General features: G+C 36.0%; 18 protein-coding genes. 2 read left to right on the top strand and 16 right to left on the bottom strand.

The window, feature by feature from the left end; genetic code table 11:
• Positions 1-137 precede the first annotated feature (137 nt).
• From F3G75_RS03610 to F3G75_RS03550, 13 genes are all read right to left on the bottom strand, one after another.
• A complete protein-coding gene (locus F3G75_RS03610) occupies positions 138-353 on the bottom strand; it encodes an acetyltransferase (protein ID WP_021091731.1) in 216 nt (71 codons plus the stop codon).
• 250 nt (positions 354-603) lie between these two features.
• On the bottom strand, positions 604-822 hold the full coding sequence (locus F3G75_RS03605; RefSeq protein WP_508610337.1) for a DUF4198 domain-containing protein: 219 nt from the start codon (positions 820-822) through the stop codon (positions 604-606).
• A 38-nt stretch (positions 823-860) separates the two neighbouring features.
• Positions 861-1,208 (bottom strand): DUF4198 domain-containing protein, encoded by a 348-nt coding sequence (locus F3G75_RS03600; protein ID WP_149716578.1) that lies wholly within the window; start codon positions 1,206-1,208, stop codon positions 861-863.
• Between the two features lie 155 nt (positions 1,209-1,363).
• Positions 1,364-2,095: a peptidoglycan editing factor PgeF gene (gene pgeF, locus F3G75_RS03595; protein WP_149716577.1), complete on the bottom strand. Its 732-nt coding sequence runs from the start codon at positions 2,093-2,095 to the stop codon at positions 1,364-1,366.
• Between the two features lie 9 nt (positions 2,096-2,104).
• Entirely contained in the window at positions 2,105-2,719 is a 615-nt protein-coding gene (locus F3G75_RS03590) for a riboflavin synthase (protein ID WP_149716576.1), read from the bottom strand.
• 215 nt (positions 2,720-2,934) lie between these two features.
• Positions 2,935-3,906: a YwqG family protein gene (locus F3G75_RS03585; RefSeq protein ID WP_223154431.1), complete on the bottom strand. Its 972-nt coding sequence runs from the start codon at positions 3,904-3,906 to the stop codon at positions 2,935-2,937.
• Positions 3,797-4,651 carry a CbrC family protein gene (locus tag F3G75_RS03580; protein ID WP_149716575.1) on the bottom strand — a complete coding sequence of 285 codons (855 nt, stop codon included), beginning with the start codon at positions 4,649-4,651 and terminating at the stop codon, positions 3,797-3,799. The genes F3G75_RS03585 and F3G75_RS03580 overlap by 110 nt, the downstream gene beginning before the upstream one ends.
• Positions 4,652-4,842: 191 nt before the next feature.
• On the bottom strand, positions 4,843-5,778 hold the full coding sequence (gene accA, locus F3G75_RS03575) for an acetyl-CoA carboxylase carboxyl transferase subunit alpha (RefSeq protein WP_149716574.1): 936 nt from the start codon (positions 5,776-5,778) through the stop codon (positions 4,843-4,845).
• A 1-nt stretch (position 5,779) separates the two neighbouring features.
• Entirely contained in the window at positions 5,780-6,991 is a 1,212-nt protein-coding gene (locus F3G75_RS03570) for a beta-ketoacyl-ACP synthase II (RefSeq protein WP_084041941.1), read from the bottom strand.
• 34 nt (positions 6,992-7,025) lie between these two features.
• On the bottom strand, positions 7,026-7,259 hold the full coding sequence (gene acpP, locus F3G75_RS03565; RefSeq protein WP_021091725.1) for an acyl carrier protein: 234 nt from the start codon (positions 7,257-7,259) through the stop codon (positions 7,026-7,028).
• Between the two features lie 88 nt (positions 7,260-7,347).
• Positions 7,348-8,091, bottom strand: coding sequence for a 3-oxoacyl-ACP reductase FabG (fabG, locus tag F3G75_RS03560; protein ID WP_021083753.1), 744 nt, complete (start codon positions 8,089-8,091; stop codon positions 7,348-7,350).
• Between the two features lie 55 nt (positions 8,092-8,146).
• Complete coding sequence (locus tag F3G75_RS03555) at positions 8,147-8,566, bottom strand: pyridoxamine 5'-phosphate oxidase family protein (RefSeq protein WP_148799084.1); 420 nt, start codon at positions 8,564-8,566, stop codon at positions 8,147-8,149.
• Complete coding sequence (locus F3G75_RS03550) at positions 8,567-9,007, bottom strand: L-arabinose ABC transporter (RefSeq protein WP_223154430.1); 441 nt, start codon at positions 9,005-9,007, stop codon at positions 8,567-8,569.
• A gap of 12 nt (positions 9,008-9,019) precedes the next feature.
• On the opposite strand from F3G75_RS03550, the gene F3G75_RS03545 reads away from it, so the two are divergent.
• Positions 9,020-9,541, top strand: coding sequence for an ATP/GTP-binding protein (locus F3G75_RS03545; RefSeq protein ID WP_148799083.1), 522 nt, complete (start codon positions 9,020-9,022; stop codon positions 9,539-9,541).
• Between the two features lie 18 nt (positions 9,542-9,559).
• Here F3G75_RS03545 and F3G75_RS03540 read toward each other — a convergent pair whose 3' ends face one another.
• Both F3G75_RS03540 and dut read right to left on the bottom strand, forming a co-directional pair.
• The gene (locus tag F3G75_RS03540) at positions 9,560-10,300 is read right to left on the bottom strand and encodes an EI24 domain-containing protein (RefSeq protein WP_149716573.1); all 741 of its coding nucleotides are present in this window, start codon (positions 10,298-10,300) and stop codon (positions 9,560-9,562) included.
• Positions 10,297-10,992: a dUTPase gene (gene dut, locus F3G75_RS03535; protein WP_084109575.1), complete on the bottom strand. Its 696-nt coding sequence runs from the start codon at positions 10,990-10,992 to the stop codon at positions 10,297-10,299. The genes F3G75_RS03540 and dut overlap by 4 nt, the downstream gene beginning before the upstream one ends.
• Before the next feature lie 129 nt (positions 10,993-11,121).
• Between dut and F3G75_RS03530 the strand changes: the two genes are divergently transcribed.
• Positions 11,122-11,310, top strand: a complete 189-nt coding sequence (locus F3G75_RS03530) for a hypothetical protein (protein WP_085658043.1) — start codon at positions 11,122-11,124, stop codon at positions 11,308-11,310.
• On the opposite strand, the gene F3G75_RS03525 is transcribed toward F3G75_RS03530, so the two are convergent.
• Positions 11,307-12,947: bifunctional diguanylate cyclase/phosphodiesterase (locus tag F3G75_RS03525; protein ID WP_223154429.1), on the bottom strand; the 1,641-nt coding region annotated here is incomplete at its 5' end. The two genes, F3G75_RS03530 and F3G75_RS03525, sit on opposite strands and share 4 nt — an antisense overlap.

The raw sequence follows: 12,947 nt of genomic DNA, 5'->3' as shown, positions 1-12,947 counted from the left end.
CCTTGTTTTAGGCATTTTGCCTTGAATTTAGTTTTATCCTCCACGACCATTAATGCTTTCGCACAACCAAATTTAGGATTGTCGTGTGTGAAATAAAGGGGGATTATACTTAAACTAATATGAATTTAAACTAAAGTTTATTTACTTAATTGTGAGTCTTCTTCGATTTTTATTAACTTAGCAAAAATTTCTGCCATTGCTTGCCTTTGTTCGGATGAAATTTCAAGCTTCTTAACATTTAAAAGAATGCTTACAAACTCCTCGTTTTGTAGTGTTTCTACGCCAAATTTTCTTGCGTTTGTAGTGATTTTTAGCACAAGAGGATTTTTTGATTTAAAGTTTTCGTAAGGCATTCTTTCTCTACTTTCAAAATTACAAAGCAATTATAAAAAATTTATAATAAATTCGGACTCAAATTTATATCAAACTTTTATTCTTTTATCTCAAAACTAAGCGTCGTTTTTAACGTCTCTTTATCGCACTTCGCAGTGTCTGGATAAGGTCTTTCATAAATCACCTAAAATACCCAAAATCCTGGTCTTAGAGCTAACACTTCAGTGATGCCTTGCTCATCAGTCACACCATAAAACGCATGCTTATGGTCTAAAATCCAGCAAAAGTACCAGTTAGCTTAGCTCGCTCTAGCGGCTTTCCATCAGCAAAAACCTGCAATTTAAAAGGCTTATCTACTCTAAATTCCGCTGGGTTTTGTAGCGGTACGATCTCGATTTTAACTCCAACAGGTTTAGTTACGAAGTCGTTTGTTTCACCTAAATTTAAGACTCTCTTAGATGTTATCGTCATCAGCCGGTAAATCTGTATATCACTTGGATCCTTTAGAACAAGCTTAGTTTTGTCTATTAGTCACTTGCCATCACTACGTTTTTAAGCGAATACATAGGATTTTGCTGTGCTAGTAAGATATATGTGCCTTTATCTAATCTTTCGCCCTCATAGCGGTAGTTCTCGCCACTTTGCTTAAGCTTCTTTTTGCTACCATCTTTACTTATTATAGTAATTGGCGCAAAAAGATGGACGCGTTCGGCCATAATAGGCTCTAGCTTTGGAAAATCATCGCTATAACCCATGTTTGCGATAAATTTTCCTAGCTTTTCATCATTAGCTCCATCTACCCAAAACATGTGTGCTTGCACCATATAAAAGGCTCCTGTTAACATAATGGCAGTCAAAATTCTACCTATTTTCATGATTTTCCTCGTTGTTATTTTTGAGATTTGATGTCAAATTGTAGCTAAAAATTATTATATTTAGCCATTTTTTAGATCAAATTAAATATCAAAACGTTCAATACAATTTAGCTGGCAAATTTTAATAGGCAAGCAATGAAGCTAAAAATTTACTTTTATTTTTTAGTATTTACCGATGTGGCTCTATTCATCACAAATCCGCAAAAACGCCCAGTCCTACTCTGTTTGCGGTATGAGAATAATTCATCTCTCTCAAAAGTGCAGCGAGGATCTAGCAATATTTGCTCTACCCCGAGCTTAGCAAATTCGTCTAATAAAGCTGCGTTTATATCAAATTTTCCATCTTTTTTGTATCGGTTAAATTCGCCAAGATCTAGCTTGCCTACTTCGTAGTTTTGCACTTTGATATTTGCGCCTATAAATACGCGTAAATTACTAGTGCTGCAACCAAACTCACTCGTCATCAGTCCTACCGCATTTGTGCAAATTTTACTAGTAACACCTGCGCGTCCCGCATGCACAGCTGCGACTACGCCAAGATGTTCATCTATTATCAAAACAGGCGCGCAGTCCGCGACTAATACGCAAAGTGCCGCGCCTTTTAGTGATGTTATCACACCATCACACGGAGGTAGGGTATCGTTAAAATCTTGCAAAATTTCCACTTTATTTGAGTGGATTTGGTTCATAAATTTTAAACTAACAGGCATAATACCAAGCGCCGTCGCTAAAATTTCACGATTTTGTGCGACCTTTAGTGGATCATCGCCAACATGATCTGCTAAATTTAAGCTCTCAAAAGTGTCCTCACTCACACCGCCAAATCTATTTGTAAAGCCAGCTAATACGCCATCTTTATCAAAGACGATCTCTAAATTTTTACGCATTTTATCCACCTAGTAAAGGCTAGAAATTCGCTCAACATCATCCCAGCTAAGGCCACTATCTTGCTTACAAAAAAGCTGCCTAGCTACGTATCGAGCCAAAAGATCGCTTTCGATATTTACGCGTCTACCGACCTTAAAAGTACCAAAAAGGCTATCTCTAAAAGTGATTGGTATGATTGTGAGCCTTATACCCTTTGGTAAAATTTCATTTACGGTTAGGCTCACACCCTCGACGCCCACTGAGCCTTTATTTGACATCAAGCTCATAGCATCGTGCGGCAAGTCGATGTAAAAATCAATCCCATTCTCATTCTTTTTTATATTTGAAATTTTACCGATAAAATCGATATGTCCTTGCATCAAATGCCCATCCACGCGCTCTCCTAGCTTCATCGCTGGCTCGATATGCACTCTTTCTTTTAAATTTTCAACCGCGATATTTGCCCTACTCTCTGCGCTTAGCTCCACACTAAAGCCATCTTCATGCAGTTTTATTACGCTCAGGCAAGCACCATTTACGGCAATGCTATCGCCTAAATTTGGACGAAAATTTGCCTTTAGCCTTAAAATATTTTGTGAATAACTAACAACCTGTGCGATCTCACGAATCAAGCCATTAAACATATTTTGCCTTTAAAATTTTTAAGGATTTTACTAAATTTTGCCTAAATTTGGGCATTACCATCTTTGATTATTTTATATATTTAAGTAGTTAGTGGTAGAAATGGAAGTGAAATTTTGATAATCGCACTAAAAATGTTAGTAAAAATTTATTGTGTAACCCTAGTATAAAATTTCCCTATAAATTTTAATTTTTATCTTTTATAAATTCGGTAGCCTTAACTTGTTTGCAAAACTAGCCAAGTCTTGCTAAAATCGCGTGCTACCAGATCATCCCTCTTTATCCACAGATAAATTCTGCCCTCTCCGTCCCAGTCCATGTCGCCCTCATCATCACTATCTATCTGTAAAAGCAGTTGCCACTGGGCAGAATTTTTCTCAAATTCCGCTATTCTTGGGTGGTGATAAGCGCTACCATCACCACAGCTAAGTCCATTTGCAACCAGCTCACACTCTAGCTCCATGCCATCTTGGACATTATCAGAGTGCCCAAGGAGCTTATTTTCTTTAGCCTGCCAGCTTGGCTCAATAACCTCATGATAGGCCTCCCACTCAGCTTCACTAATTTTACTAAATGGCACAATCGAGCTTTGTAAATTTGGCAAATTTATCTCATTTTTAAAGCTGAGCAAGCGCGCATTAAATGTGAAATTTTCTCCCTCTAAGCTCTCCGCTCTCCTGCGAGAAAGTGGCCCATGATTTACATCAGAAAAGATCACTGCAAAGCCCTTTTTATCAGCAGGATCATAGCCCCAAATACGCAAATTTCTATCATAAAAGAGATAGAGCATTCCACTTTTTGGCAGTAGTGAGTCAATGTCAAATTTGCTAACTTCAGCAAAATTTATCTGTGCCACAAAGCTAAGCGCGCCGTTTTCATTTGAAGGCCATGCTAAACTATCTGGCATATCTGGTGAGCCACCAAATTTAGACACTCCAACGGCGATATCATCGTCATTTTTAGCTTGCGTATCTATCCTTATGGCATTTCTTGCTAGTGGCGACAAAAGTTTAAAAAGTTCATCCAGCCCGCGTTCTTTACAACCTTTAGAAATTTTTGCAATATCCATATTTTCCTCTTTAACAAGCATCAACGTATATATGATACTTCTTACAATGCAGACAACGAAACAAATATCCGGCAATATCGCCAGCTTTAACAAGATATTCGCGTAGCATTTTATCGTCATATTCGGCCCTTTTTGCATAGTCCTCAAAGACCTCGTCTGCTATGCCCATTTCTTCGAGCTCTTTTGTTCCAACATCACCTAAAAATTCGCAATAATCATCACAACAAGCTATCCAATGCTCGCCCTGCCAGCTCTCGTAGCCCGGGGTTCTTCTAAAAAGTTCGTCATTCTTTTTAGTATCACTTGTATTTAGTTTGTCAGCATCTTGCACAAATGTAGCGTCAAATTTCTTAGCAGCCTTACCACTAGAAATACAAGTAGGACAAAGATACGAAATATCTTGCTCGCAATAAATGCTACCGTTATAATAGACTTCAGTATCTTTGCCACAACACTCACACACTATGTTCATATCATCTTTAAATGCACCGGCTCTTAAAGGATTAGGATGGTAGATAAATTTTGACAGCGTGGAAGCTTTTTCTTTTTGAGCTAAAATTTGGCCTCTACTTTTTGGGCGAGGTAGTGCCCATCTATCATTTTCATCAATGAATTGCACTAGATAGCCAAGTGTCTTTAGCTGTTTTTTATCACTTTTGTCATGTATTTTTAAAAGTAAGTCGTAAGCACTCTTTCTCATAGATAAAAGCTGATAAACATCGACTAAAACATACTTTGCGCAAATGTCATCACAATTTTCCAACTCTTCTTTAAACTGATAGAGTGCCTCAATACTAGAAGCATTGCCATTATTTTTATAATATTCTTTTGAAAGAGTGATATATTTTTCTTGAAATTTATTCATTAATACTCTTTATGTAGATTTGATATTAATAATTTTAGTGTTTAAATCTTAAAGATATAAAAGCTAGTATAAAAATTATGGCTGTTAAAGCGATTAAATTTATATCGATTTTTAAATGTTTTAGTATTTTGATAGATGATGCCACAAGCAAATTTGATAAGAATTCTTATAAAATTGTTGTGACTATAAATTTATTCTTCAAATGCTCCAATAGAGAGAATTTTTTCTATTCTTTTTGCTACAAGATCATTTATATCTAGCTTTTCAAGCTCAGCTAGCTCTGAGATAAAATAATTTGCAAGTGCTTTTGTAGCACCATCTTTATCTCTATGGGCTCCATTTATCGGCTCATCTATAACAGCATCAATCAGTGATAGACTTTTTAAATCATCAGCTGTTATTTTCATAGATTTTGTAGCTTGTTCTTGTTTAGCTGGATCATTCCAAAGTATTGCTGCACAGCCTTCTGGCGAAATAACCGAAAACACAGAATTTTTCATCATAGCAAGCCTATCAGCCACACCAATAGCTAACGCGCCACCGCTTCCACCTTCGCCGATAACAACAGCAACTATTGGAGTTTTTAAATTTGCAAACTCAAACAAATTTCTAGCTATGGCTTCACTTTGTCCTCGCTCTTCAGCTCCAACACCTGGATATGCGCCTGGAGTGTCTATGAGAAATAAAATAGGTAGATTAAATTTCTCAGCCATTTTTGCAACTCTAAGAGCCTTGCGATAACCCTCAGGGTGAGGCATACCAAAATTTCTTCTTAATTTATTTTTAGTACCACGGCCCTTTTGCTCGCCTATAACAACAGTCTTTTTGCCTCCGATATAACCGATGTAGCAAACTATTGCTGGATCATCTCTAAATGCTCTATCTCCATGAATCTCATATCCATCAATCAAAAACGAATTAATATAATCAATAGAATATGGTCTATCTGGATGACGAGCAAGTTGCAAACGTTGATATTCGTTTAAATTTTTATATACTTTTGATATCTCTTTGGATAAATTCTTATTTAAAATTTCAACAGCATGTTCATCGCCTCTGATCTTAGCATTTGCTATATCTTCATCAATTTGCTTTATGCTTTTTTCAAAATCTAAATAATTTGACATCTTAATCCAACTTTTTAAATATTACGACGCCGTTTGTTCCACCAAAGCCAAATGAGTTGCTCATAACAGCTTTTATATCAGCTTTTCTAGCTTTATTTGGAACGTAGTCTAGATCGCACTCTGGATCTGGCGTTTCGTAGTTTATCGTTGGAGGGATGATGCCATCTCTCATTGCCATTATAGATATGACAGCTTCGATCGCACCAGCACCACCTAGGCAGTGTCCAGTTTGACCTTTTGTTGAGCTAACTGGTGGACATTTGTCACCAAAAACTGCTTTTAACGCCGCAGTTTCATTCTTGTCATTTACAGGTGTTGAAGTACCATGTGCATTGACATAGTCTATCTTTACACCTTTTGCCATATCAAGTGCTTGTTTCATTGCACTTAATGGGCCTTCAAGTGTTGGTGACGTGATATGATGGGCATCTCCACTCTCGCCAAATCCAACCACTTCAGCATAAATTTTAGCACCTCTTGCAATAGCTGACTCATACTCTTCAAGTACAAGCGCACCGGCTCCTTCACCCATTACAAAACCATCACGATTTGCGTCAAATGGCCTTGATGCCTTACTTGGTTCATCATTTCTAGTTGAGAGAGCTTTCATTGCTGCAAAGCCGCCTATACCTACACCACAAATAGTAGACTCAGCACCGATAACTAGCATATTTGTAGCTTGACCGATCATTATACATTTTGCAGCTTGCGATATCGCATGAGTGCTTGCTGCACATGCTGTTACACTAGACAAATTTGGACCCTTAAGTCCGTGATTTATAGAAACTATGCCACCTAGCATATTTACAAGTGCTGATGGAATGAAAAATGGCGAAATTCGCTTTACACCTTTTTCAAAATATGTAATTGAATTTTTCTCAATATTTGGTAATCCGCCTATACCAGCTGCTGAACTAACGCCAAATTTATGAGCATCAAACTCTTTAAAATTTGCATCTGCCATAGCTTCATTAGATGCTTTTATGCCAAGCTGTATGAAACGATCTACTTTTTTCACCTCTTTGCCGTCCAAAATACTATTTGGATCAAAATCAGTTATCTCGGCAGCAATTTTAACAGGGAAGTCACTTACATCAAAGCTCGTGATCTCTTTCACACCTGTTTTACCCTCGCAAATAGCCTTAAAAGAACTCTCTTTGTCAAGGCCAAGTGCGTTTATCATGCCTATACCAGTTACAACGACTCGTTTCAATACATCTCCTTAAATCAAACTGTGTAAATTTTAATTATTTACCTAGTTTTTCTATATAATTTACAACGTCTTGAATGCTTATTAATTTCTCTGCTTCACTATCAGGAATTTCTACTTCAAATTTTTCTTCTAAAGCCATAACTAGCTCTACAACGTCAAGTGAATCAGCACCTAAATCTTCGATGATTTTAGACTCTAATTTTACTGCTTGTGGATCTACGCTTAGTTGCTCTACAACTACGTCTCTTACGTCTTCAAATACTGCCATTTTAAGGTCTCCTTATAAAAAATGTCTGTTATCTTATAATATTTACGCTTTTATTTATTTTAAATTTCAAAACTTGTCTGAAATTTACCTACATATAAAGTCCGCCATTTATTTTTAGCGTCTCTCCAGTTACGTAGCTTGCGTGATCGCTTAGTAAAAATGCAACAGCCTCAGCTACTTCACTAGCACTGCCAAAACGTTTTAGCGGAATGTTATCGCTATAAGTTTTCTTCACCTCATCACTTAGCCCATGTGTCATATCAGTCTCGATAAAGCCTGGAGTTACGCTGTTAAAGCGGATATTCCTACTTGCGCCCTCTTTTGCAAAACTCTTACTCATAGCAATCAGTCCGCCCTTGCTAGCTGAATAATTTACCTGTCCAGCGTTTCCCATCTCACCAACGATAGATGCGACGTTTACGACCGCTCCAAAGCGCTTTTTGCTCATCACTTTTAAAGCCTCTCTACATCCGATGAAAGCTGAAGTTAAATTTGCATTTATCACATCTGTAAATTCGCTAGTTTTCATGCGAAGCGCTAGCTTATCATTTGTGATACCAGCGTTATTTACGAGGTAGCTTAGCTCGCCATCGCTATCAACTATCAAATTTATACCTTTTATAAACTCATCTTCGTCAGTTGCGTCAAATTTTATCACTGCAGCCTTGCCGCCATTTTGCTCAATCTCAGCTTGCAAAGCGTCTGCTATCTCAGGCTTTGAGCGGTAGTTTATCCACACTTTTAAGCCCATATTTGCAAGCGTTTTTGCAATCTGTGCGCCGATACCTCTGCTTGCACCTGTTATTAGCACATTTTTCCCGCTAAATTTCATAAATTCTCCTTATTTTTTAATTTTTCAATGATTGTAGCTTATATAAGCTTAACGTCTAAATTTTATCGTTTCTTTCCCACCTTATCTTTTTGCCAAAACCAAGAACATTACTTGTAAATTTTAGTTTTTCAAGGCTTATAGACCAAATTTTTGGATCCATCACCTTTGCGTAAAAAAATCTTTTAAAGTAAATTTCTCGCTCGCTTGCGTTAGCCTCTCTCATCACTCCTTGAAACTGTACGCCCTCTATCTTGCCAACGATTTTTGTATCAAGAGCGACTGTGCCAGCTACAAACTTTGAATTTTTTAAAAATTTAACATGCGAGCTATCATCTGAGCTAGCTAGCAAAAGGCTAAAATTTACATCATCAAAGGCATAAAATGCGCTAAAAGCATAAGGCTGACCCTCATCATCAATGGCACAGACACTTGCGAGATGCATCTTTTTTAGAAATTTTACTATCCTCTCATCCATCTAAATTCCCCTAAAAATGTCAAGAATGACTTGAAATTTAAAGATAACTATGGCGATTATTAGTACCCAAAGCGTAAAAATAATAAGCTCTATTAGAGTAAATTTATCTTTTGCAACTTTTTTAAAAACAAGAATTGTTAAAAATGCTCCAAAAAAGCCACCAATAAGCGAAAAATAGTGGATCGCATTTACCTTTACGAAGCTTGGCAAAAGCCCTTTAAAAAACAGTGAAAACATTAAAATGGCAAGCAAATTTGCAAGTATCAAATAATAGCCAACGACTGGTAAAACTGGGCAAATTCTAGCAAAAACGAAGCTTAAAACAGTGATAAGCATAAGCAAAAAGATCCTAGTCCCAAAACAACACATCGCCCGTCCTTTTTTGACGCATTTTACAAAATTTTGCTTTATGAAGTTAAAAATTTGCCGATGTAGCCTCAAAAGGATTTAAAAATGCAAACAAATTTTTACTCTCAAGGAAGCTACAACAACATGAGCTTTTCGATGAAAACTAGCTCAGGCGATGAGATAAGCTTTTCGATGTATGACAACAAAAGTTTGGAGTTTTCAAGCCAGAAAAATGGCACTTCAAGCCAAAGAAGTCTTACTCTCATGCACGAATACGGCTACGAGTTTGCCTATAAAGGCAACGGCATAGACGAGCAAGACATGAAAGAGATCGAAGAGGCGATGAAGCAAATTCGCCCACAAGTTGATGAGTTTATGAAAAATGTCAAAGAGGGCGACAAGATCGCTGGTAGTAGCCAAAGCATAAGTGATCTTTCAAACAAGATCAAGCAGATGTTGCCTGACGCAAAAGATCTAAATCACAAAAATTTCATAAATGACAATATGCTAAAGATGTTTGACGAGCTTCTAGCTAAAAATGATGCAAACAAAAATCTACTAAATGCCACAAAAAGGCTATTTGACACATTGCTTGATGAGAGCAACAAAGTATCTTACTATGCGTAAATTTAGGGCCTTTTGGCTCTAAATTTTTATAAGTGCTTCTTTCTCGAAAAAGAGGTGTGACAAGACTATCACGAAATAAAGCTGAAAAAATAGTCCCACAAGCGGCACAAGCGAGATGAGATAAAATAAAAGTGTAAAAACTATAAATTTAACCCCGCCACCTTCAAGCAGTGCTAGCTCAAATTTATCGCTATCAAGAGTGTTTGAGCCAACGTCTATCAGTAAAAGTTTGTAATAGATATAAAAAAACGGCACATTTATGATGAAAAAATTTAATACTGGTACAAATAAAAGTGGCAGGCAAACGAGCAAGATCCCAAGAAATTTTATGATCTCAACCATCATCACCTTTAGCACTCTAGCCGTGCTAACCTCACTTTTGATCACGTAGTTGTAGTATCTTTTGTTTATCTCTTTAGTAACAACTGGAGTTAAAAAGCCAGCTACGATTAGGGCAATCACGATGCTAATAATGATCATTAAAAAGGTGCTTAAAACGTAAAAAAGTATGCTAACTATCCATTTTGTGGCACTAAAGCTTAAAATTTTAATAGCGATAAAAGAGAGCGCCGAGTTTGGCTCTAAAAAGGCAAAATTTTCGTTTTTGGCACTATCACTTAAAAGATCAAATATCTCGCCACCTCCCCAGATGCTAAGCCAAGCTAGGCAGACGATGCTAAGGAGAAGCGGCAAGATGGATAGCGTTATAAATTTGGCTGTAAAAAAATCTTTAAAACCAAGACGAAGAAGGTTTATCATTTCACCTTTTTATACTCGTGCTCAAGTGCGGCATAAATTTCATCAATCTTACTAACGCCATTTGATAAAATTTCACTCATCACTTCATTATCTTCGCGTCCGTTCCAATTTTTCTTATAGCTGCCTTCTTTGTAGCCATTATTTTGACGGAAGCGATTTAGCACGTTTTTAGCGATGTAGCACTCATAAAGTGAGTATAAATTTACGCCACATTTTAAAGACATAGAGAAGTAAATTTTTAAAATATCAAATATATCGTAGTCAAATCCGCTGCACTCATGTATGAGCATCTCAACATCATTCATTATCTCATAAATGCTCTCATCTTCGATCCTTAATGGCTCTTTACAAAACTCACTAAATCCGCTTGATTGGCAAATATCATCGGCTAAAGTTTCTATATCTCCAAGCTGTTTTGATTTATAAATTTGCAAAGCTAGACTCATTATAAAGTGCCAGATATCAACAACTTCTATGCGTAAATTTTGCTCATCAGTCTTAGCATCGATGCTCTTCCAGTGCTTCCAAGCAAAGCTATCAATCAGTTCAGCGCACTCCATATATATGCAGCGCCTCCAGCTGATTAATTTATTTTTATTAGTATAACCATTTTCCCAGCCAAGCCCATTTGTCTCATCATTTAGGCTTTGCTGCATCTTTAACATCTCTAAAATAATCGTTCTTTCATTCATTTTAGGCCTTTAAAAATTTTAAAGGATTATAACAAAAAATTATTAAATGCCACGAGGCAAGCTTGACTTAAATCATTTTATGTATAAAATTTAGGAGCTAAAATAGGCAAAAATTTCAAAGGAGAAAAAATGAGAGAAAAAGATCTAGTGGTTTGCAATGTTTGTGGACTAAAAAGCAGTGATGATACAAATGCGGTTTTTATCCACGCTCATAAAAATGGTGAAGAAGTTGATATCTGCACCAGTTGTGTTCCAAGCGTGATCCATGGCTCAGGCATGGTTGTAAAATCAAACGAAGAGATAAAGACTGAAATTTAAACTTTAGCTATCATTTGAGGATCTTGTCTTACAAGGTCTTCAAATTCTTCTGCACTCATAGGACGAGATAAGAAAAGTCCTTGTACTTCATTACAATCAAGCTCTTTTAAGAAATGGATATCTTCTTCTTTTTCTATGCCTTTTGCACCAACTTTTATCTTCATTGCCTTTGCTAAATCGATAATTGCAGATACGATTTGTGCATCTATTTTGCTATTTGATGCTTGAGCAACAAATTCACTTGCTATTTTTATACGCTTAACACCGTACTTTCTAATATAAATAAATGAAGTATATCCAGAGCCAAAATTATCTATACAAACATCTATATTATTTTCTTTAAGAATAGAAAAAATTTTATTGAGCGTTTTAGAATTATTTGTCCATATTTCTTCGCCAAATTCTATTTCAAAAAGCTCTGGATTTATATGGTGCGAGCGTAAGATAGAAACAAAATCTGAAACAAATTTTTCTGATTTACTTTGAATCTGTGCAACATTTATACTTATTTTTGGTATCAAGAGTTTTTCTTTTTGCCATCTATCTACATACTCTATGGTCTTTGAAACTAAAAGCGAGCAAATATCGTTTAAAATATCGCTATTTACATTTACCTCTTTCATAAATTTACTTGCTTCCATCAAGCCAAATTTTTCTGATTTCCAATATAAAAAAACCTCCGCGCAGATCATTTTTTCGATTTTTAGATCAAATATTGGTTGAAAATATACATGAAGGTCTTCTTGTAAATTAGCTTTTTTAAGCGCAATCTCGATACTTGAGCTTAGGTGCATTTCATTGCTAATTTTATCACTATAAACCATAGGATTTAAAGCTGGATTTTTCTTGGCATAATACATTGCCATATCTGCATTTTTTATAATATTTCTTGGATTTGACGAGCTATTTTTTGTTGCTACGTCTATGCCTATTATACACTTAAGTCCAAAGTGATATCTATCTATTTGAATTGGTTTTTCAATAGCATCTTTTAAGGCAATTCCAAGATTTAAGCGTTTTGTATGACTATTTATCTCCATTTTTGCTAGTACGATAAATTCGTCCGCACTAATCCTTGCTATGGCTTCTTGTCTATTGCAAACTTCAAGTATCCTTTTTGCAACTAGCTTTAAAATTCTATCGCCTATTTCATGCCCGTAAGATGTATTTATGCTTTTAAAACGGCTTAAATTTATATAATAAACTGCGATTTCCTCATCTTCAGAGATGCTTTTGCACATTATTTCAAGCTCATTTACTATAAAATTTCTATTGCCAAGATCTGTCAAATAGTCCTTCTCAGACATATCTTGGAGCCTTAAATTCGCGAGCATAAGTTCATTGGTTCGCTCATGCATCGACTTTTCCATCTCTCTATGAAGATTTCTCTCATAATCTAATATTTTTCTACTTGCGATAGAGCTTTTAACGTAGTAATTAACAATAGCATTTACAACCAAGATAAATAGTGAGATAAGTGCGCTAAAAGATGTTAGATCTTCTTGTAATAGCAAAGGTAGAACTATTATTATTGGTAGCCATTTTGATCCTATTGAGATATCTTTATCGGTATTTGTAACATATTTATTTTTAGCTTTTAAATGAAAAGCTCCTATCATCAAAAAAAAGAAAGGAAC

The sequence above is a fragment of the Campylobacter concisus genome, from assembly GCF_902460705.1.
GTDB classification, from domain to species: Bacteria; Campylobacterota; Campylobacteria; order Campylobacterales; family Campylobacteraceae; genus Campylobacter_A; species Campylobacter_A concisus_Z.
The sequence above is the reverse complement of the archived record's forward strand: the minus strand, read 5'-3'. Positions and strand labels throughout refer to the sequence as shown.

Bases quoted from the DNA above. Each gene is read 5' to 3' on its own strand.
- acpP (WP_021091725.1), bottom strand. From the start codon at position 7,259: ATGGCAGTATTTGAAGACGTAAGAGACGTAGTTGTAGAGCAACTAAGC.
- pgeF (WP_149716577.1), bottom strand. From the start codon at position 2,095: ATGCGTAAAAATTTAGAGATCGTCTTTGATAAAGATGGCGTATTAGCT.
- accA (WP_149716574.1), bottom strand. From the start codon at position 5,778: ATGTCAAATTATTTAGATTTTGAAAAAAGCATAAAGCAAATTGATGAA.
- fabG (WP_021083753.1), bottom strand. From the start codon at position 8,091: ATGAAATTTAGCGGGAAAAATGTGCTAATAACAGGTGCAAGCAGAGGT.
- F3G75_RS03540 (WP_149716573.1), bottom strand. From the start codon at position 10,300: ATGATAAACCTTCTTCGTCTTGGTTTTAAAGATTTTTTTACAGCCAAA.
- F3G75_RS03590 (WP_149716576.1), bottom strand. From the start codon at position 2,719: ATGTTTAATGGCTTGATTCGTGAGATCGCACAGGTTGTTAGTTATTCA.
- F3G75_RS03580 (WP_149716575.1), bottom strand. From the start codon at position 4,651: ATGAATAAATTTCAAGAAAAATATATCACTCTTTCAAAAGAATATTAT.
- F3G75_RS03610 (WP_021091731.1), bottom strand. From the start codon at position 353: ATGCCTTACGAAAACTTTAAATCAAAAAATCCTCTTGTGCTAAAAATC.
- F3G75_RS03530 (WP_085658043.1), top strand. From the start codon at position 11,122: ATGAGAGAAAAAGATCTAGTGGTTTGCAATGTTTGTGGACTAAAAAGC.
- F3G75_RS03545 (WP_148799083.1), top strand. From the start codon at position 9,020: ATGCAAACAAATTTTTACTCTCAAGGAAGCTACAACAACATGAGCTTT.
- dut (WP_084109575.1), bottom strand. From the start codon at position 10,992: ATGAATGAAAGAACGATTATTTTAGAGATGTTAAAGATGCAGCAAAGC.
- F3G75_RS03585 (WP_223154431.1), bottom strand. From the start codon at position 3,906: ATGACGATAAAATGCTACGCGAATATCTTGTTAAAGCTGGCGATATTG.
- F3G75_RS03555 (WP_148799084.1), bottom strand. From the start codon at position 8,566: ATGGATGAGAGGATAGTAAAATTTCTAAAAAAGATGCATCTCGCAAGT.
- F3G75_RS03600 (WP_149716578.1), bottom strand. From the start codon at position 1,208: ATGAAAATAGGTAGAATTTTGACTGCCATTATGTTAACAGGAGCCTTT.